Genomic DNA, 19,051 nt, shown 5'->3' with positions numbered 1-19,051 from the left:
ATTGAAAAACGAGAGATTTCAGCGGCCGACCAGACGCAGCAGACCGACGGCTCCCCGTTCGTAATCGGCCGGCCGCGTCGAGATCGGAATATACTGGACCGCCGCCCAGGGAGCAGCGAAATTCCGGTAAAAAGACGATAACGGATGGCCGGATTGTCCGGTCGAATCAATGAACTGCGACCGGTTCAGGTCGGCGAGATCGTAGATTGCCCGCAGCGACGGCGCATGGCGGTTGGCAAAGGGCTCTGCGTCATCTGAGATGTCGTTGCGGCCGACATCGATGGTAAACGCACCCCCAGGGGTCGGAACCCTCACCTCGAAGAGCCGGCGCAGGACCGGAACATTGCTGAACGGGCGGTGGGTGGCCTTGGCGTAATGAGCGTCCCCCCAGCGCCAGCGGGCCATATCGGAGCCATAGCGCGCTTTCAGGTCGCCCAGCGCCCGATCCAGGGCGTCGGCGATCAGCCCGGCGCAGGTTGTCGCCGCTCCTGTCGCAACATTGGCGCACCAGCGCGCCTGCCCGCCGGTATTGCTCAGGATGTTCTTGATCAGGACCGGGCGGAACCGCCATAGCCGGTGGAAACTCTCCCCCAGTTCGTCCGCCAGGATCAGGCGCGTCAATTCGCGGTACCAGGCCTCGAAGATCAGCGGCTCGGCCCGGCTGGCGGCCATCGTGCCGTCCCATCGGCCGAGCAGGGCCAGCGCCGTGGGCAGCTCCGGGTTGGCGGGCTGCGCTTTCGGCGGCGCCGCCAGCATGAGCGGCAGCAGGTCTGCCACCATCAGCGATGTGAGGTCGCCCTGGATCTGCTTGAAGCTTTCAACCGAATGCACCGGGCGCTCCCGGAGCAGTTGCTCGATGCGTTGCGCGCGATAAGGCTCGGCCCATTCCGAGGTCAGGAAATAGGGATAGCTGTCGGGAACGATCTTGTTGTTCGCGGTCACGATCATGCCATTGGCCGGGTTATAGGCCTGCGGCAGCCGGTCGAAGGGAATGAAGCCGTCCCAGTCGTAGCGGGCATCCCAGCCCGGCGCCGGCGCCAGCCCCTTCATGTCGTTTTCCGGCTTGCGGATCGGAATGAGGCCGGGCGCAAGAAAGCCGATATTGCCGGCGGTGTCGGCATAGACGATGTTCTGCTGCGGCGTGACGAAGCGGCGGAAATTGGCCACGAAGCTGTTCCAGTCGGTCATCCTGTCGAGACCGGCCAGCGCATCCGCCGTCGTGTCGTCATCGCGCAGGGCGGTCCAGGCGAAAGACAGTACATAGCCGTCATGCAGTAGGCGGCGCGCGCCGTCATGCACATCGGAGATCACCGGTCCGTGCCGGGTTTCCCGTACCGTGAGAATGACATCCGGCTCGCCGCGCACCTTGATGACTTCCTGCCGCTCGATGAAGGCCGCGCTGCCGTCCGGCGTCAGGTAGCGGGTCGGATCGTTCGGATCGATGCGCTCGATGAAAAGATCCTGCGTGTCCGGGCCGGTATTGGTGAAACCCCAGGCCACATGGCCGTTATGGCCAAGAATGATGCCGGGAATGCCGGGCAAGGTCGCGCCGACCGCATCGCCGCCGGGATAGGACATATGGGTGAAGTACCAGATCGACGGCGACGTGAGGCCGAGATGGGGATCGTTGGCCAGCAGCGGCGCTCCCGTCACCGTGCGCTTGCCATTCACCACCCAATTGTTCGAGCCCAGCCCCTCGGGCGGCGGCTCCGGCAGCGCCCGCATCAGCGCCTCGGCATCGAGCGCCCTGGCCACCTTCGCATAGAGATCGCTGTTGGCGGCCAGCGCGATCGGCGCATCGCCCGGATAGGGCGGGTAGAATTCCTCGATCTGCCGCTTGCTCAGCCGCTGCGCCAGGGCGAGCCGGGCGAGTTCCGAATACCAGTTGCCGCTGAGGTCCCACGCCATCATCTTGAGCCAGCCCAGCGAGTCAGCCGGCGTCCACGGCTCTGGTTCGACGTCGAAGATGGTGAATTCAACGGGGAGCGCGCTCGAGCGGCTTTTCAGGAAGGCGTTCACGCCATCGGCATAGGCTTGCAGATAGGCCTGCGTTTCCGGCTGCAGGGCCGAGAAGGCGGCCACCGCCTTGCGATGGATGCCCAGCGTGCGCAGGAACTTGTCGGTGTTCAGGGCCTTTTCGCCGAAGATCTCGGCCAGCCGGCCGGCGGCGATACGCCGGTTCACCTCCATCTGCCAAAGCCTGTCCTGGGCATGGGCGAAACCGAGGCCGAAAGCGGCTTCGTTGCGGTCTGCCGCGCGGATATGCGGCACCGCGTAGCGGTCGCGCAAAATCTCGACGGGCATTTGCAGGCTCCGTTCGACGGCAATCTGGCCGTCGACCTCGGGCAGGGAGGAGCGGGCGTAGAAGTAGACGACGGCTGCTGCGGCTCCGACGATGACAAGCAATATGACCAGGAGCCGCAAGAGCCAGCGCATCGTTTCCCCTCGGCGGTGACGCAGACCGCCGAGACTTAACAGATTCGCGAATGATTTGCAGTGGATAAAGGGTGGGGCGCCCGAAGGTTTTCAGCGCCGCGCAGCGCTGTCAGGCGATGGCGACCTGGCGGCCACCCGCGGCTTCGGGGATGTTGGCGGCATTGCTGGCCGCACTGCTGAAGGCGGCAATCGCGGTGCGCGTCAACGCCGGTACACTGGACGGCACTCCGGTATCGTTCGATGCATTGCCGGTGCTAGCGTCAGGCTTGTCGCCGCCGAATGTCACGATCCGCGCATCATCATGGCCACTATGGTTGCCGGGCCCAGCCGCACCGACGATGTGCGGTGCGGTCCGCGCGACGCCGCCATGGCGGTCGGCCGGACGCAGTTCCGAATCATCCGGCAGGTTCTGCTCGTATTCGCGGACAACCCGCGGGCTCGGATATTGCCGTTTGACCTCACCGGTCTGGCTGTCGCGGAATTCGACGATGGCAAGCCGCGTGCGCAGGTCGAGCCGGATAAAGGGGCTGAGATAGGCCGCGACATTGGGGGCCGGCGAGGGCAGTTGGATCACATTATCGCCGGCGACATGGGCCCCGGTATCGCCGCCACGCGCCGAAGATGCCGCAAAAGCGCCGTTGGCCGCGACGTCGGAAGAATTGCTGGTTGTTACTGCACGGGCTCCGCGGGCTGTCGCACCGCTGCTGCCCGCCACGGCGATACTGCCGATGGTTTCGAGCGGCATAATGGGCTTCTCCCATGCCAGATATAAAGCGACTTACTATCTCCTTTTATCGTTAATACGACTTTCTTGCAAGTGTTAATTGTGTGGCATCGAGATTCAATCTCGGGTTGGTATGTATACACGGGTTGCCTATCCCGCCGGCATGATGCAAACTGCCCTTCAGGGTGGCGCTTCGCCTAACCCTTTATTTCTTCTTGATCTTTTGGGGGAGACGATGGCGAAATTGGCTTTTGTCGGTTTGGGCGTCATGGGTTATCCCATGGCTGGTCATCTGGTTAAGGCGGGCCACAGCGTAACCGTCTGGAATCGCTCTACCGAGAAGGCCGATCGCTGGGTGGCAGAGCACAAGGGCAGCAAGGCCGCCACTCCCAAAGAGGCTGCCAGCGGCGCCGAATTCGTCATGGCCTGCGTCGGCAACGACGACGATCTCCGCTCGGTCGTCTATGGCGACAACGGCATCTATGCCGGTCTGGCAAAGGGCGCGGTTTTCGTCGACCACACCACCGCTTCAGCCGATGTCGCCCGTGAGCTGCACGCCAAGGCCAAGGCCTCGGGCTTCGGCTTCGTCGACGCGCCGGTCTCCGGCGGTCAGGCCGGTGCGGAGAATGGTCAGCTCACCATCATGTGCGGCGGCGATGCCGCCGATTACGACCGCGTCAAGCCCGTCATCCAGGCCTATGCCAAGATGCAGAACCTGATGGGCCCTGCCGGCAGCGGCCAGCTCACCAAGATGATGAACCAGATCTGCATCGCCGGCCTGGTGCAGGGTTTGTCGGAGGCGCTGGCCTTCGGTCGCGCCTCGGGCCTGGATCTGTTCAAGGCGGTCGAAGTGATCTCCAAGGGGGCGGCGGGCTCGTGGCAGATGGACAACCGCCACAAGACGATGATCGAGGGCAAGTTCGATTACGGCTTCGCCGTCGACTGGATGCGCAAGGACCTCGGCATCTGCCTGGCGGAAGCGCGCCGCAACGGCACCAGCCTGCCGGTCACGGCACTGGTCGATCAGTTCTATGCCGAAGTGCAGCAGATGGGCGGCAATCGCTGGGACACCTCCAGCCTGATCGTGCGGCTGGAGGCGAAGAAGACGAAGCGGTAACGCCTGTAGTAGCCGCCGCCGGCGCTTATCTCCTAAGACTGTCTGCCGTCCGCCAGCATGCGCGCGACATCGAGCGCAAAATAGGTCAGCACCCCGTCGCAGCCGGCTCGCTTGAATGCCAGCAGGCTTTCCCAGGCTACCTTGGTGCGGTCGAGCCAACCGCGTTCGGCCGCACCGGCCAGCATCGCGTACTCGCCCGAGACCTGATAGGCGAAGGTCGGCAGCCTGAAGGCCTGCTTCACGCGCCAGCAGATGTCGAGATACGGCATGCCGGGCTTGACCATCACCATATCGGCGCCTTCGGCGATATCGAGCGCGACTTCGCGCAATGCCTCGTCGCCATTCGCCGAATTCATCTGATAGGTGCGCTTGTCACCGGCGCCGAGATTGACGGAGGAGCCGACGGCGTCGCGGAACGGCCCATAGAAGGCGGAGGCATATTTCGCCGCATAGGCCATGATCTGCACATGCTGGAATCCCTCGCGGTCCAGGCCCTGGCGGATCGCCGCGACACGGCCATCCATCATGTCCGACGGCGCGATGATGTCGCAGCCGGCACGTGCCTGCACCAGCGCTTGTTCCACCAGCACCGGCACCGTCTCATCGTTGAGGATTTCTCCGTTGCGCAGAAGGCCGTCATGGCCATGGCTGGTATAAGGATCGAGCGCGACATCGCAGAGCACGCCGATATTCTTCGTCGCCGCCTTGATCGCGCGGACCGAACGGCAGATCAGGTTCTCCGGATTGGTCGCTTCCTTGCCGGTATCGGTCTTGAGCTTCGGGTCGGTTGCGGGAAACAGCGCGATCGCCGGGATCCCGAGCTGCTGGGCTTCCTTGGCCGCGGCCACGGCATGATCGATGCTCAGCCGCTCGACGCCCGGCATGGACGGGATCGGCGCGTTCTTCGTTTCGTCATGGATGAAGATCGGCCAGATCAGATCGTCGACGCCAAGACGCTGTTCGGCGACGAGGCGCCGGATCCAGTCGGCGCGGCGCAGGCGGCGCGGTCGGGAGGTCGGGAAGGCGGGTTGCTGGGGCAAGAAATCCTGGGTCATGGCGAGAGCTTTAATAACCCCCTCCGCCGGTGCAAGCCAGCGTTTAAGCCCGTTCTGGGCCTATGCGGTCATTCTGCCGCACCGCTGCCGCTGGACCTCCTGCGATCGTTCCGTATGACGCTGCCTCTGCGCTCTTTCGCCGGCGGCAATGGCGGGAAACTGGTAAAATATTGCCTTGGCAACGGGTCCGATTGGGCTGAGCTGGCTTGAACTGGATTCAATTGGCTTTATGACCTGAATCGACCGGATCTGGGGCTAGCCCGATCTCAGGTACTGGATCGCCGAATCGCGTTCGAAGAGATACAGCAGCACCCGCAGGGCGCGGCCCCGTTCGGTGGCCAGCTCCGGGTCGCGTTCCAGGATCAGGCGGGCATCGTCCCGGGCAGCCGCCAACAGCTCGCCATGGGCGGCCAGATCGGCCAGCTTGAAATCGGGCAGGCCGCTTTGGCGCGTGCCCAGCACTTCGCCGGCGCCGCGCAGCCGCAAATCCTCCTCGGCGATGCGGAAGCCGTCATCCGTCTCGCGCAAAATCTTCAGCCGCGCCTTGGCCGTCTCGCCCAGCGGTCCCGAAAAGACCAGCAGGCAGGCGCCCGGCCTGCCGCCGCGCCCGACGCGGCCGCGCAGTTGGTGTAGCTGCGCCAGGCCGAAGCGCTCGGCATGCTCGATGACGATCAGGGTGGCTTCCGGCACGTCGACGCCGACCTCGATCACCGTGGTGGCAACCAGCAGCTTGGCGCGGCCGCCGGCGAAGGCTTCCATGGCGGCATCCTTTTCGGCACTGCTCATCTGGCCATGCACCAGAGCCACGCTGCCTTCGCCGAGCTCGGGTTCGAGCGCCTGTTTCAGTGAGGAATGGCGTTCGGCCGCGGCGGCGAGGTCGCTCTGTTCGCTTTCCTCGACAAGAGGACAGACCCAGTAGACCCGCTCGCCGGACTGGATCTTGCGTTTGACCGCGCCGACCACGTCCATGAAGCGGTCGGCCGAGACGGTGCGGGTATCGACCGGCGTGCGGCCAGGCGGCTTCTCGGTCAGTTTGGAAACGTCCATGTCGCCATAGGCCGTCAGCGAGAGCGTGCGCGGGATCGGCGTCGCCGTCATCACCAGCACATCGACGCCGCCCTTGTCGCGCTGGCCCTTTGCCGCAAGGCCAAGCCGCTGGCCGACGCCGAAGCGGTGCTGCTCGTCGATCACCGCCAAGGCGAGGTCGTGGAAGACGACGTCGTCCTGGAAGAGGGCATGGGTACCAACGAGGATGTCGATCTCACCGGCAGCCAGGCGTTCGAGCAGGGCGACACGCGCCTTGCCCTTGTCGCGGCCGGTGAGCAGCGCCAGCCGCACCCCGAGCTTGTCGCAATAGGGCTTCAGCGTTTCGGCATGCTGACGCGCCAGAATCTCGGTCGGCGCCATCATCGCCGCCTGCGCGCCGGCCTCGACGGCCAGCAGCATGGCATTCAGCGCCACCATGGTCTTGCCGCTGCCCACATCGCCCTGCAGCAGCCGCAGCATCCGGTTGGCCGACGCCATGTCGCCGGCAATCTCGGCATTGGCCTGCCGCTGGGCGCCGGTCAGCGGCCAGGGCAGCAGCTTTTCCAGCGCGCCGCGCAAGCGCCCATCGCCTTTCAGCGGCCGGCCGGACAGCCGTTTCAGGCGCCGGCGTATCAGCAGCAGCGCAAGCTGGTTGGACAGCAGCTCGTCATATGCCAGGCGCTGACGCGGCAGGGAATGCTTCTCGAGATCGGCGGCATGTTCGGGCCGATGAGCCGCGAGCAGCGCCTCGCGCCAGCCCGGCCAGCGCTGCTGGCGCTGATAGGCCGGATCGAGCCATTCCGGCAGTTCCGGCGCCCTGGCGAGGGCATGGTCGATGATCTTGGCCAGGGTCCGCGGTGCAAGGCCCGCGGTCAGCGGATAGACCGGCTCGACGCTGGCAAGCTGGTCGATCTCCTCCAGCGTGGCGATGCGGTCGGGATGGGTCATTTGCGGCTGACCGTCGAACAATTCGAGCATGCCGCTGACGACGCGTTGCTCGCCCGCGGGCAGGCTGCGTTTGAGGAAATCCTCCCGGCCATTGAAAAAGACCAGCGTCAGCTTGCCGCTGCCGTCATGGCCGAGGATTTTGTATGGCAGGCGAGGCGTGCGCGGCGGCAGATGGCGGTCGATGGTCAGCGTAATCGTGGCGATGCGGCCTGGTTCGGCCTCGGCAATCCTGGGCCGGTAGCGGCGGTCGATCAAGCCGCTCGGCAGATGCCACCACAGGTCCTGCACGCGGCCGCCGGCCAGCTTCTCGACCAGCGGCGCAAGCCTGGGGCCGCAGCCTTTCAGGCTGGTGATGGGCGCAAAGGCGGGAAACAGCGATTCCGGTCGCATGATCGGCGTAAATTTCGGCGGAAACCTTGAGAATCCGAGAGTTTGGGTACTATATCCTGCCTCTGCCCCGGAGACAGCCTTATGACCGAGATTCAGCGCGAGGATATCGAGACCCGTCGCAAGCGGCTGCTGCACCGCAGCCTCTATACCGGCATGAAAGAGGTCGACATTCTGCTCGGCGGATTCGCCCGCCAGCATCTGCCGACCTTTTCGGAGCATGAACTCGATCAGTATGAAAATCTGCTGGAGAATTACGACGATCCGCAGATCTATGCCTGGGCCGTCGGCCGCGAGCCGGTGCCGGCGCATCTCGATACCGGAGTAATGAAGCTGCTCAAGGCCTACAAGCTGCCCGTCTGATTGCCATGACTTTCCAGTTGCCGGACATTTTGACCGGGCCGGGGCGTTGGGCGCTTGCCGGCACGCCGGAGGGGCAGGATGCACGCCTGCTCGCCGCGCTGTGCCAGCGGCAACGCGGGCGCGGCGTGCTGCATGTCTGCCGCGACGATGCCCGCATGGCGACCGTCGAGGCGGCGCTGAAGTTCTTCGCCCCGGAGCTGCCGGTCTTGAGCCTGCCCGCCTGGGATTGCCAGCCCTATGACCGCGTTTCGCCCAATGCCGAGATCGCGGCCAAGCGCATGGACACGCTGAACCAGCTCAGTGGCGAGCATCCCGAGGTGCCCTGGCTGCTGCTGACAACGGTGAATGCCGTCCTGCAGCGCTTGCCCGTGCCCGAGTATCTGCGCCGCACCGGTTTCAGCGCGGCCAAAGGCGCCCGCATCAAGCCCGAGACCCTGATCGAGTATCTCAATCGCAATGGCTATAGCCGGGTCTCGACGGTGATGGAGGCCGGCGAATACGCCGTGCGCGGCGGTCTGGTCGATCTCTTCCCGCCGGGCGTGGACACGCCGTACCGCTTGGATTTCTTCGGCGACGAGGTGGAAAATATCCGCCGCTTCGATCCGGCCAGCCAGCGCACCATCGACAGCGTCGAGGTCTTGTCGCTGACGGCGATGAGCGAGGTGCCGCTCGATCCCGACGCGGTCGCGCGCTTCCGCAGCGGTTATCGCGAATTGTTCGGCACCGTCACCAAGGAAGACCCGCTTTACGAGGCGGTTTCGGCTGGCCGGCGCCAGATCGGCATGGAACATTGGCTGCCGCTGTTCTTCGAGCGTATGGCAACGGTCTTCGACTATGTGCCCCAGGCCGCCGTGACGCTCGATCCCCTGTCGGACGAAGCGGTCGAGGAACGCTTCAAGGCGATTGCCGATCACTATGACGCCCGCCGGGCGGCAATGAAACGGGGGCTGCAAGAGGGCGGCGCGCCCTATAAGCCGCTGCCGCCGGACCGGCTCTATCTGACCGCGGGCGAATGGCCGCAGCGGCTGGCGAAATATCCCGTCGCCCAGCTTCACCCCTTCCATGCCGTGGGTGGCGAGGGCGTCACCGTCGTCGATCTGGGCGGCAAACCGGGCCGCGATTTCGCGCCGGAACGCGCGCAGGCCGCCAAGGCGGCGGAAAGCAAGGCGGCACCTGGTATTGGCGTCTACGAAGCTCTGGGCGGCCATCTCGCCAAGCAGGTGGAGCAGGGCAGGCGCGTACTGTTCGCGGCCTTCTCCGCCGGCGCCCGCGATCGTCTGGCGCTGGTGCTGAAGGATCACGGTCTTGGCATGCCGCAGCCGATCGAAGCGGCGGCCGAGATCGAGGCCTTGCCGAAGGCGGCTGCCGCCATTGCCGTCCTGCCGATCGAGCATGGTTTCGAGGCCGCCGATCTCTGTGTCGTCGCCGAACAGGACATTCTGGGCGACCGTCTGGTCCGGCCGCGGCAGAAGAAGCGGCGGGCGGAGAATTTCATCGCCGAGGCGAGCGCACTGCAGCCGGGCGATTACGTGGTGCATGTCGACCACGGCATCGGCCAGTACAAGGACCTGGTGACGCTCGATGTCGCGGGCGCCCCGCACGACTGCCTGCTGCTGCATTACGATGGCGGCGACCGGCTCTATCTGCCGGTCGAGAATATCGAGATGCTGTCCCGCTATGGATCGCCCGAAGCCGAGGTGAACCTCGACAAGCTCGGCGGCGTAGCCTGGCAGAACCGCAAGGCGCGCATGAAGCAGCGCCTGAAAGATATGGCGGGCGAACTGATGAAGATTGCCGCCCAGCGCGAGTTGCGCCAAGGCGAACAGGTGATGCCGCCGGAGGGCATGTACGAGGAATTCTGCGCCCGTTTTCCCTATGACGAAACGGACGATCAGGCCCGCGCCATCGAAGAGACTCTGGACGATCTTGCCAGCGGCAAGCCGATGGACCGCCTGATCTGCGGCGATGTCGGTTTCGGCAAAACTGAAGTGGCACTGCGGGCCGCCTTTACCGCCGCCATGGGCGGACAGCAGGTCGCGCTGGTCTGTCCGACGACACTGCTGGCGCGCCAACATTACCGGACCTTCGTTCAACGTTTCCAGGGATTGCCGATCCGGGTCGAGCAGCTCTCGCGCATGGTCTCCGCAAAATCAGCGACGGCAACCAAGAAGGGCCTCAAGGACGGTACGGTCGATATCGTGATCGGAACCCATGCCGTATTGAGCAAGAGCGTCGAGTTCAAGCATCTCGGCCTGTTGATCATCGACGAGGAGCAGCATTTCGGCGTCAAGCATAAGGAGCGCCTGAAACAGCTGCGGGCCGAGGTGCATGTGCTGACCATGTCGGCGACGCCGATCCCGCGCACGCTCCAGCTGGCGCTGTCCGGCGTGCGTGAGCTGAGCCTGATCGCCACGCCGCCAGTCGACCGCCTGGCGGTACGCACCTATGTGACGCCGTTCGACCCAGTGGTGATCCGCGAAGCGTTGTTGCGCGAGCATTTCCGCGGCGGCCAGAGCTTCTTTGTCTGCCCGCGGATCGAGCATCTCGAAACCGCGATGGCCTTCATCCGCGATCACGTGCCGGAACTGAAGTCGGTCATGGCGCATGGCCAGATGGCGCCGACCGAGCTCGACGACGTGATGAACGCCTTCTACGACCGCCGCTATGATGTGCTGGTGGCGACCAATATCGTCGAGAGCGGATTGGATATTCCCTCCGCCAATACGCTGGTCGTCTATCGCGCCGATCTGTTCGGTCTGGCGCAGATGTACCAGTTGCGCGGCCGGGTAGGGCGGTCGAAATTGCGCGCCTATGCCTATTTCACCTATCAGCCCGGACGGATGCTGAATACGGGTGCCGAGCAGCGCCTGCATGTGCTGCAGAGCCTCGATACACTCGGCGCGGGATTCAGCCTGGCATCACATGACCTCGATTTGCGCGGCGCAGGCAATCTGCTGGGCGAGGAACAATCCGGCCATATCAAGGAAGTCGGTTTCGAGCTGTATCAGGAAATGCTGCAGGAGGCGATTGCCGAGGCGAGGGCCACTGCACGCGGCGAAACCGGACCGGGCGGCGAGAAATGGTCGCCGCAGATTCAGATCGGTACGGCGGTCCTGATCCCCGAAGGTTATGTTGCCGATCTCAATCTCCGCATGCAGCTTTATCGACGGCTGGCCGAGCTGGAGAGCCGGGAGGATATCGATGCCTTCGCGGCGGAACTCATCGACCGGTTCGGGCCACTGCCTCAGGAAGTGCAGCACCTGCTCGACATCGTGGCGATCAAGCGCCATTGCCGCGATGCCAATATCCTGAAGATCGAAGCCGGTCCGAAAGGAGCGACGCTTGCCTTCCGCGACAACAGCTTCGCCGATCCGGCCGGACTGGTGCTGTTCATTCAATCGGAGCGCGGCAAGGCAAAACTGCGCCCCGATCACAAGGTTGTCTTCATTCAGGATTGGCCCGAGCCGGAAGACCGGCTGAAAGGCGTGATGCGGATAGCCTCGCGGCTGGGCGAGATCGCGACTAAGGCGAGGAAAGCTGCCTAGCTGGCGGGTCTGGCCATCGCTTCGGCGACCTTGTCGATCACCTCGAGCAGCACGGTTGGATCCTGCGCTCCTGGAACGCCATAGCGCCGCTCGAAAATGAAGAAGGGCACACCGGTGATGCCCAGTTCGCGCGCCATCTGGTCCTCTGACTGGATTACATCGGTATCCCGACCCTCGTCGAGCAGGGACTTCACCAATGCGCCATCCATACCTTCGGCTGCTGCGGCATCGGCCAGGATCTGATGGTCGCCGATATTCTGGCCTTCGATGAAGTAAAGCCGGAACAGCCGCTCCTTTAGCTCATTCTGCACACCGGCATTCAGTGCCCAACGCAAGACTGTATGCGCGGCCAGCGTATTCGGGGTTCGCGTGATCCCGTTGAAATCGAAGGGAATGCCTTCCTTGGCGCCTTCGGCTGTTATCCGGGCGTAAATTTCGCTGGCGCGGGCGGGACCGCCGAATTTGGCTTCCAGGTAAGCCTTCCGGTCGGCGCCCTCCTTTGGCATGTCGGGGTTGAGTTGAAACGGGCGCCAGCCGATCTGGAATTCCATGTCGGGGCGCTGAGCCATGGCCTGTTCGAGCCGGCGCTTGCCGATGAAGCACCAGGGGCAGATGACGTCGGAAACGATTTCGATACGCATATCGCAACGGTAGCGCGATATAGTCGTTCCGGCCAGCCCCTTGACCGCAATTCCGCGAGCCCCGACCATCCGGTCTGAAAATCTGGAGGATTCGATGACCCAAGGAACCAATTTGAAGGGCAAGGTTGCCGTCATTACCGGGGCCAGCAGCGGGCTCGGCGAACGTTTTGCCGAACTCCTGAGCGGGGCAGGCGCGACCGTCGCCCTGGCGGCCCGCCGGACCGACAGGCTTGCCGCACTGGCCGAGAAGGTGAATGCCGCCGGCGGCCGAGCGATCACGGTCAAACTGGATGTCAACGACTACGACAACGTTCAGGGTGCTTTCGCCGAAGTGACCGGCAAGCTGGGCGGCGTCGACATCCTGGTCAACAATTCGGGCGTCAGCCGGCAGGCCAGGATCACGGATGTGACGCCGGAGGACTACGACTTCATCATGGACACCAACACCAAGGGCGCCTTCTTCGTCGCCCAGGCCGCAGCGAAGGAGATGATCGCCAAAGGCAAGGCCGGACGCATCATCAACATCGCTTCCGTGGCAGGTCTGCGGGTGCTCAGCCAGCTCTCCGTCTATTGCATGTCAAAAGCGGCAGTGGTCCAGATGACCAAGGCGATGGCGCTGGAATGGGCACGGTACGGCATCAACACCAATGCGATCTGCCCAGGCTATATCGAGACCGAGATCAACCGCGAATACTGGTCGACGCCGGGCGGCAAGAAACTGATGGAGATGCTGCCGCGGAAGCGGGTCGGCGAGCCGAAGGATCTCGACGGGCTGCTGCTGCTGCTTGCCTCCGACGAAGCGCGTTTTCTCAATGGCGCCATCATCGCTGCGGACGATGGTCTGGCGGTTACCTAGCTGAAGGCGGATGCGCGTGACGACAGACCTTACCGACAAGCCCGCGATACTGGTGCTGTTCGCGCATCCTTACCCGCATATGTCGCGGGTGAACCGGGCCATGGTGGAGGCGGTGGCTGACCTGCCGCGCGTGACCGTTCACGATCTTTACGAGACCTATCCGGATTTTCATGTCGACATCAAACGCGAGCAGGCGGCGCTGCTGGCCCATGACGTCGTTGTCATGCAGCACCCGCTGTATTGGTATTCCTGCCCATCGCTGCTGAAGGAATGGATGGACGCTGTCCTCGAATATGGCTGGGCTTATGGCACCGGAGGTACGGCCCTGAAGGGCAAGGAGCTGGTACAGGCGATATCCACCGGCGGACCGGATACCGCCTATCGCGCGGAAGGGTACAACCGGCACTCGATCGTGGAATTGTTGCGGCCATTCGAGTTGTCCGCCCAGCTTTGCGGCATGAGCTACCGCGCGCCATTCCTGTTCCAAGGCGTGCGGCTCAAATCCGCAGCGGATGTTGCTGCGCATGCGCGCAGGTACCGGGAGTGGCTGTCGTCCTATCCGCATCCGAAGAGCCAGCCGGCTTGCGAGCAACCGGCAGTGCCGGCAACCGATCGCTAGGAGCGCGGCATGGATGGTCTGCTGCTCAATGCCGTGATCTACCTTGCCGCAGCCGTCATTGCAGTTCCCATCAGCAAGCGGCTTGGGTTCGGATCGGTGCTCGGCTACCTGATCGCGGGAATTGTGATCGGGCCCTGGGGTTTGCGCCTGATCGCCGACGTCGATGCCATCCTGCATTTCTCTGAATTTGGCGTCGTGCTGCTGCTGTTCGTCATAGGACTGGAGCTCGACCCCAAGCGGCTATGGAAGATGAGAGGCCCGATCATCGGCATGGGAACGGGGCAGGTGCTGATTTCCGCGGTTATACTTGCCGTATTGTTTGTGCTGGCGATGGAGTGGTCCTGGCAGAAGGCCCTGATTGCGGGCCTGGGGCTTTCACTGTCATCCACCGCGATTGCGCTTCAACCGTTAAACGAACGTAAGCTGCTGGGCACTCCGGGCGGGCGGGCGAGTATCTCGATCCTGCTGTTTCAGGATATGGCGGTCGTTCCCATCCTGGCGCTGCTGCCATTGCTGGCATGGGGACCCGATGCCGTTACCGCCGGCATGGATTGGCGCGACGTCCTTAAAGGCATAGCGGCAATCGCAGCCATTGTGTTCGGCGGCAGGTATCTGACCCGGCCGATATTTCGCCTAGTCGCGGAATCCGGCCTTCGTGAGGTGTTCACGGCGGTTGCCTTGCTTCTGGTGCTGAGCATCGCATTGCTGATGCAGTTCGTCGGCCTGTCCATGGCACTGGGAGCCTTTCTTGCCGGCGTGCTGCTGGCCGAGTCCGAATACCGTCACGAACTGGAAAGCGATATCGAACCGTTCAAAGGGCTCTTGCTGGGGCTGTTTTTCGTTGCCATCGGCATGTCGGTGGATTTCGGCCTGCTGATAGATAATCCGGGGCGCGTGCTCGGCCTAACGGCTGCTCTACTGGCGGTGAAAGGCGTCGTCCTTCTCCTGTTGGCGCGCGTGGCGAAAATTCCAAACAGCCAGACGGCGCTTTTCACCTTTCTCCTCGCCCAGGGCGGCGAATTCGCCTTCGTACTGTTCAATAGCGCCACGAGAATCGGCATCTTAGACAACGAGACGATGCGGCTGCTGATCGTTGCAGTCGCCATATCGATGGTGCTGTCTCCGCTATTGGTCCTGGTCAACGATCGGCTGATCGAGCCGCGATTCAGCAGGGTCGGCGAGCGGCCGCACGATCTCCCCGCCGACGATGGCAATCCCGTAATCGTTGCCGGCTTTGGAAGGTTCGGGCAGATTGTCGCCCGCCTGCTTTACGCTGATCGCATCGGCGCGACGATACTCGATCATGACCCGGAAATCGTTGATACGCTCCGTCAGTTCGGCTTCAAGGTATTCTATGGCGATGCGACCAGGCTAGACCTGCTCGAAGCTGCGGGTGCGGCAAAAGCAAAGGTTCTCGTCGTGGCCGTCGATTCGGTGGACGCGTCGCTCGACCTAATCGATCTGGCGCAGAAACATTTTCCGCACCTGCAAATCGTAGCCCGGGCCCGAGATCTGCCACACGCAATTGCGCTGATGGACCGCAAGGTTTCGGTGATCGAGCGAGAGACATTCCATTCCGCATTGCGGCTGGGCGAAGAAACCTTACGGGCTTTGGGGCAACCCGCTTATGCCGCGCGAAAGAAGGCGCTGCTGTTCAAGCAGCATAACGAGGTATTACTGGCCGAAATCCACGCCCATTGGAATGAGGATATCAACAAACGGATCACGCTGCAGCAACAGGCGCGCGCGCGCCTGCAGCAAAACCTGGAAGCCGACGAGCGCGCGCAGCAGGAGGCGCGCGGCCTGGGCTGGGACTGATATAAGTCCGGCTTCAGGTCAACCCAGCCCCATGCGCAGGACGATCTGCTGACTGGCTGGAATGGCGGTGCCCGCGCCGAATGTCATGCGCCCTTGGAACAAGCCGGCGAGCCGGTCCATCAGACCGCTATAGCGATTCCAGATCGCGGACCTGTCGACTTCCGTCTTCGCTGCCTGCCACTCCTTCACATAGGCCGCCCCCACCTGAAGCATCGCGAGATGGTCATTCTGGACCGCAATATCGCGATAGGCCTGGGCCAGATCGGGGTTCTCGGCGAAAATTTTAGAGATCGCCTCGGCATCGGGATTACTGTTGTCTACGATGACCCGGCCATCGGCACCGACGCTGAGTGCGATCGGGCTGTTGGGATCGATCCCCTGCGAGGCCAGAGTTTCACGGAAGGCCTGGGCAAATTTTGCCGAGCGCTTTTGGATTTCGGCAGTGATTTTATCCAGCCGCACGGACTTCGTCCCGGGATCATAGGCATTGCCGAACAGGCCTTTTATCAGGTCCTCGGGTTTGGGGGCAGGGTGCGACCCGGCACCGCCGGTTTTGCCAAGTTGCTGATTCTCTTCCAGATAATCCGCGAATTTTTCCGCAACCAACGTTGCTGGCGTATTGGCAGCGACCTTCTGCTGTGGGGTCAGCAAATCGCCGAATAACGCCTTCGCGGCGGCAGAGGTAGCCAGGCTCATCTTGATCTCCACGCTTGCTTTGGCAGTGAGACTGCAAGCGGGATGCCAAGCGGCGGGAGATCAGGCGACAGAGGTTTCCGGCAGTTTTTTGCGCTGCACCTTGCCATTCGCGGTGCGCGGCAGGCTCGTCACGAAGCGCCATTCGCGCGGGCATTTATAGGCGGCCAGCCGCTCATGCGCGAAGGCCTGGAGTTCTTCGCTGGAGGCGCTGTTCCCTTCACGCAGCACGACATAGGCGGCGATCACCGAAACGTCGCTGCGCACCGTCATTTCGGTGACGGCGACTTCGGCGATGGCCGGGTGTTCGGCGATGGCGGCCTCCACCTCGACCGGGGAGACGCGATAACCCATTGCGTTCATCACATCGTTGTTGCGGCCGTGATGCCAGACATAGCCATCTGCGTCGATACTGGCGAGGTCGCCGCCGCAAAACCACTCGCCGCGAAAGACCAGAGCCTCCTCGTCGGGGCGGTTCCAATAGCCCAGCATGAGGGACGGGTCCGAGCGATGCACTGCCAGCAGGCCGACCTCGCCCTGCGGCAGCGGTTCCGTACCGTCACCCTCTGGCGGAAGAATGGCAATGCGGCGTCCGGCCTGCGGCTTGCCGGGGCTGCCAGGCTTTACCTTCATGCCAGGCCCAGTCGAGATATACGTGGAAATCTCCGACATGCCCAACGCCTCGTAGAGCGGCTTTCCGGTACGCTCCTGCCACTCGGCCAGTAATGCAGGCGGCAGTGCCTCGCCTGCAGTGACGCCGTGCCGGAAAGCGGAAAGATCGACTGCCGAGAGATCACAATATTTCAGGATCTGGCGATACAATGTCGGCACCGCCGCGAATATTGTTGCCCGGTATTTTTCCAGCAGCTTCGGCCAGACCTGAATATCGCGCGGCCCGTTATACAGCACAGTCGTCGCGCCAACCGCCCAGGGATCGACAAGCCCGACGCCGAGCGTATAGGTCCAGTTGAAGGCCCCGGCATGCAGCATGACGTCGTCTTCATGGAGGCCGAGCCATCCGGCGTACATCGGCCGGCGCCCCCAGGCAGCACGCTGGGCATGAAGAACGCCCTTGGCCTTGCCGGTCGTCCCGGAGGTATAAACGAGATAGGCGGGATCATCCGCGGCCGTGTCGGCGTAATCGGCCACCGGCTCGGACTGCTTGAGCTGCGCGAGCCGGGCCGGATCGATCAGTACGACACCATCCGGCAGGCGCAGGCCCTTAGCCAGCTCGGCGCTGGCTGCGACGACCGCCGCGCCGGAATTCTCCAGAAGATACGCCGCTTCGGCGGCGGTCAGCTGAGAACTCGAAGGCAGGGCGACATACCCCGCCGCCATGGTGGCGAAATAGGTCAGCGCATAATCGGCATCGTTGGCCATGCGAATCATCACACGGCTGCCCGGGGGCAGACCGAGGCCGCGCAATCCGGCAGCCAGCCGCCGCACGGCCAGGTCCACCTCGCCGAAAGTCATGCGGAGTTCGTTATCGGCTCCCACCAGGATCATTGCGGTCTTGTCCGGGTGCCGTCTGGCATTGTCGGCCAGGCAATAGCGGGCCATGTTGAAGCGGGCAGGAACGGAATCAGTCATTTACTCGGCAATCTGATGCGGCTTGGCGTCCGGAGTGCGAAGATAGAACAATAAGGCCGTCAACAACAGAATAGCTTGCAGGCCAAAAATGATACGATACGCAAGCTCTTCGGGCACGGCTCCAGCGGGCGTTTGCCACGACATCACATAGCCTGTCACGATCTGCTGGAAGGCCGCTCCACCCATGGTGCCGACATTCAGCGTTGTGATCCCTCGGCCGGCCAGATGGGCCGGGAAAACCGAGCGGGCATGCGCGAAGATCATGACGACGCAGCCATTGGCAAGCCCCATGACCGCAAAAATCGCGGTGACAGCCGGTATGCCGAGATGCGGCATAAACACGATCACGGACAAACAGAGCAGTTGCACGCCCAGGCCTGCCGCCAGCAGCCATTTGCGCGTATTGAACACGCGATCCAGAGGCCCCCAGATGAAATAGCCGGCCGCCGCGCCGACCGCCATGAAGACCAGGACATTGCCTCGCTCCGCCGCGTCGAGGCCGTACACATCGTGCAGATAAGGTCCTGCCCATAAACCAAGAATGGTGATGAAGGTGGCGTAGGCGGTGAAAATGATGACGAAGAGGTGCGGAAAGGCGGGAAAGCGAATGACGGTTGCGATGCCGCGCAAGGTCTGACGAAACGTCTCCCTGCCGGCGGGCGGGAGTTTTCCGGCATCCGGCTGATCGTGAATGATGAGATAGGACAATCCGATCAGCGCCACGGTTATCAATGCCGTGAGATAGAAGGCGCTGCGCCAGCCAAAGGCCGCCGTGAACCATGCCAGCGGTGCGGTGGATGCGATCACGCCGACATTTCCGATCGCAATGAGAATTCCCGACATCTGCGCAAAGCGCTCCGGCGGAAACCACCGAGAAAACAATACCAAGGGGCCGGTCAGCAGTGCCGAGCAGCCAAGGCCCAGCACCACCCGCGCGGCCGTCAATTCGCTCAGGTTCCGTCCCCAGGCGAATCCTATCGCCCCCAAGAAAGCGACGAGCAGGGTGAAAAGAATGGTCCGGCGTGGCCCCCAGCGATCCAAAGCTATCCCGACGGGAACCTGGCAGAGGGAAAAGGTCAGAAAGAATGCGCCGGTCAGAATCCCGAGATCATCCGGCGACAGCTGCAGTTCCGACATCAGGTCGGGACCGATCACGGCATTGGCCGAACGATAGAATTGGCTGATCGTGTAGCTGAGACACGCGCAAATCAGGATCCGCCATGCGGCAGGCAT

At 63.2% G+C, this 19,051-nt stretch carries 14 protein-coding genes; 6 read left to right on the top strand and 8 right to left on the bottom strand.

Annotated elements, in window-relative coordinates:
• Window positions 1-18: 18 nt before the first annotated feature.
• Together VF194_RS17740 and VF194_RS17735 are read right to left on the bottom strand one after the other, a co-directional pair.
• Window positions 19-2,436, bottom strand: a complete 2,418-nt coding sequence (locus VF194_RS17740) for a penicillin acylase family protein (RefSeq protein ID WP_330892526.1) — start codon at window positions 2,434-2,436, stop codon at window positions 19-21.
• 109 nt (window positions 2,437-2,545) lie between these two features.
• Complete coding sequence (locus tag VF194_RS17735; protein WP_330892525.1) at window positions 2,546-3,181, bottom strand: hypothetical protein; 636 nt, start codon at window positions 3,179-3,181, stop codon at window positions 2,546-2,548.
• Between the two features lie 214 nt (window positions 3,182-3,395).
• Here VF194_RS17735 and VF194_RS17730 point away from each other — a divergent pair, with 214 nt between their 5' ends.
• On the top strand, window positions 3,396-4,277 hold the full coding sequence (locus VF194_RS17730) for an NAD(P)-dependent oxidoreductase (protein ID WP_330892524.1): 882 nt from the start codon (window positions 3,396-3,398) through the stop codon (window positions 4,275-4,277).
• A gap of 32 nt (window positions 4,278-4,309) precedes the next feature.
• Here VF194_RS17730 and hemB read toward each other — a convergent pair whose 3' ends face one another.
• Together hemB and recG are read right to left on the bottom strand one after the other, a co-directional pair.
• Window positions 4,310-5,332 (bottom strand): porphobilinogen synthase, encoded by a 1,023-nt coding sequence (gene hemB / locus VF194_RS17725; protein ID WP_330892523.1) that lies wholly within the window; start codon window positions 5,330-5,332, stop codon window positions 4,310-4,312.
• Window positions 5,333-5,587: 255 nt separating this feature from the next.
• Entirely contained in the window at window positions 5,588-7,696 is a 2,109-nt protein-coding gene (recG, locus tag VF194_RS17720; protein ID WP_330892522.1) for an ATP-dependent DNA helicase RecG, read from the bottom strand.
• 81 nt (window positions 7,697-7,777) lie between these two features.
• On the opposite strand from recG, the gene VF194_RS17715 reads away from it, so the two are divergent.
• Together VF194_RS17715 and mfd are read left to right on the top strand one after the other, a co-directional pair.
• Complete coding sequence (locus VF194_RS17715) at window positions 7,778-8,056, top strand: succinate dehydrogenase assembly factor 2 (protein WP_330892521.1); 279 nt, start codon at window positions 7,778-7,780, stop codon at window positions 8,054-8,056.
• 5 nt (window positions 8,057-8,061) lie between these two features.
• Complete coding sequence (gene mfd, locus VF194_RS17710; RefSeq protein WP_330892520.1) at window positions 8,062-11,601, top strand: transcription-repair coupling factor; 3,540 nt, start codon at window positions 8,062-8,064, stop codon at window positions 11,599-11,601.
• Here the strand turns inward: mfd and VF194_RS17705 are convergent.
• Window positions 11,598-12,377, bottom strand: a complete 780-nt coding sequence (locus VF194_RS17705; protein ID WP_330892519.1) for a DsbA family oxidoreductase — start codon at window positions 12,375-12,377, stop codon at window positions 11,598-11,600. The two genes, mfd and VF194_RS17705, sit on opposite strands and share 4 nt — an antisense overlap.
• Between VF194_RS17705 and VF194_RS17700 the strand changes: the two genes are divergently transcribed.
• Genes VF194_RS17700 through kefC form a run of 3 tightly spaced genes read left to right on the top strand, consistent with a single transcriptional unit; the run spans window position 12,337 to window position 15,535 of the window.
• A complete protein-coding gene (locus VF194_RS17700; protein WP_330892518.1) occupies window positions 12,337-13,098 on the top strand; it encodes an SDR family oxidoreductase in 762 nt (253 codons plus the stop codon). The genes VF194_RS17705 and VF194_RS17700 overlap by 41 nt on opposite strands.
• Window positions 13,099-13,114: 16 nt before the next feature.
• Complete coding sequence (locus VF194_RS17695) at window positions 13,115-13,717, top strand: NAD(P)H-dependent oxidoreductase (protein WP_330892517.1); 603 nt, start codon at window positions 13,115-13,117, stop codon at window positions 13,715-13,717.
• Between the two features lie 9 nt (window positions 13,718-13,726).
• Window positions 13,727-15,535 (top strand): glutathione-regulated potassium-efflux system protein KefC, encoded by a 1,809-nt coding sequence (gene kefC / locus VF194_RS17690; RefSeq protein ID WP_330892516.1) that lies wholly within the window; start codon window positions 13,727-13,729, stop codon window positions 15,533-15,535.
• Between the two features lie 18 nt (window positions 15,536-15,553).
• Here kefC and VF194_RS17685 read toward each other — a convergent pair whose 3' ends face one another.
• The 3 genes from VF194_RS17685 to VF194_RS17675 are packed head-to-tail and all read right to left on the bottom strand — an operon-like array spanning window position 15,554 to window position 19,051.
• On the bottom strand, window positions 15,554-16,231 hold the full coding sequence (locus tag VF194_RS17685; protein WP_330892515.1) for a hypothetical protein: 678 nt from the start codon (window positions 16,229-16,231) through the stop codon (window positions 15,554-15,556).
• Window positions 16,232-16,291: 60 nt separating this feature from the next.
• A complete protein-coding gene (locus tag VF194_RS17680; RefSeq protein WP_330892514.1) occupies window positions 16,292-17,818 on the bottom strand; it encodes a class I adenylate-forming enzyme family protein in 1,527 nt (508 codons plus the stop codon).
• Window positions 17,819-19,051, bottom strand: a complete 1,233-nt coding sequence (locus VF194_RS17675) for an MFS transporter (RefSeq protein ID WP_330892513.1) — start codon at window positions 19,049-19,051, stop codon at window positions 17,819-17,821.

Source organism: Ferrovibrio sp. (genome assembly GCF_036381655.1).
Classification (GTDB): domain Bacteria; phylum Pseudomonadota; class Alphaproteobacteria; order Ferrovibrionales; family Ferrovibrionaceae; genus Ferrovibrio.
This window is presented reverse-complemented; position numbering and strand designations above follow the sequence as displayed.

What these genes read in the sequence shown, in the direction of transcription:
- VF194_RS17680 (WP_330892514.1), bottom strand. Translation starts at nt 17,818, where the DNA reads ATGACTGATTCCGTTCCTGCCCGCTTCAACATGGCCCGCTATTGCCTG.
- VF194_RS17740 (WP_330892526.1), bottom strand. Translation starts at nt 2,436, where the DNA reads ATGCGCTGGCTCTTGCGGCTCCTGGTCATATTGCTTGTCATCGTCGGA.
- mfd (WP_330892520.1), top strand. Translation starts at nt 8,062, where the DNA reads ATGACTTTCCAGTTGCCGGACATTTTGACCGGGCCGGGGCGTTGGGCG.
- VF194_RS17705 (WP_330892519.1), bottom strand. Translation starts at nt 12,377, where the DNA reads ATGACGGCAACCTTGCCCTTCAAATTGGTTCCTTGGGTCATCGAATCC.
- VF194_RS17735 (WP_330892525.1), bottom strand. Translation starts at nt 3,181, where the DNA reads ATGCCGCTCGAAACCATCGGCAGTATCGCCGTGGCGGGCAGCAGCGGT.
- recG (WP_330892522.1), bottom strand. Translation starts at nt 7,696, where the DNA reads ATGCGACCGGAATCGCTGTTTCCCGCCTTTGCGCCCATCACCAGCCTG.
- VF194_RS17730 (WP_330892524.1), top strand. Translation starts at nt 3,396, where the DNA reads ATGGCGAAATTGGCTTTTGTCGGTTTGGGCGTCATGGGTTATCCCATG.
- kefC (WP_330892516.1), top strand. Translation starts at nt 13,727, where the DNA reads ATGGATGGTCTGCTGCTCAATGCCGTGATCTACCTTGCCGCAGCCGTC.
- hemB (WP_330892523.1), bottom strand. Translation starts at nt 5,332, where the DNA reads ATGACCCAGGATTTCTTGCCCCAGCAACCCGCCTTCCCGACCTCCCGA.
- VF194_RS17675 (WP_330892513.1), bottom strand. Translation starts at nt 19,051, where the DNA reads ATGCCTGCCGCATGGCGGATCCTGATTTGCGCGTGTCTCAGCTACACG.
- VF194_RS17685 (WP_330892515.1), bottom strand. Translation starts at nt 16,231, where the DNA reads ATGAGCCTGGCTACCTCTGCCGCCGCGAAGGCGTTATTCGGCGATTTG.
- VF194_RS17700 (WP_330892518.1), top strand. Translation starts at nt 12,337, where the DNA reads ATGACCCAAGGAACCAATTTGAAGGGCAAGGTTGCCGTCATTACCGGG.
- VF194_RS17715 (WP_330892521.1), top strand. Translation starts at nt 7,778, where the DNA reads ATGACCGAGATTCAGCGCGAGGATATCGAGACCCGTCGCAAGCGGCTG.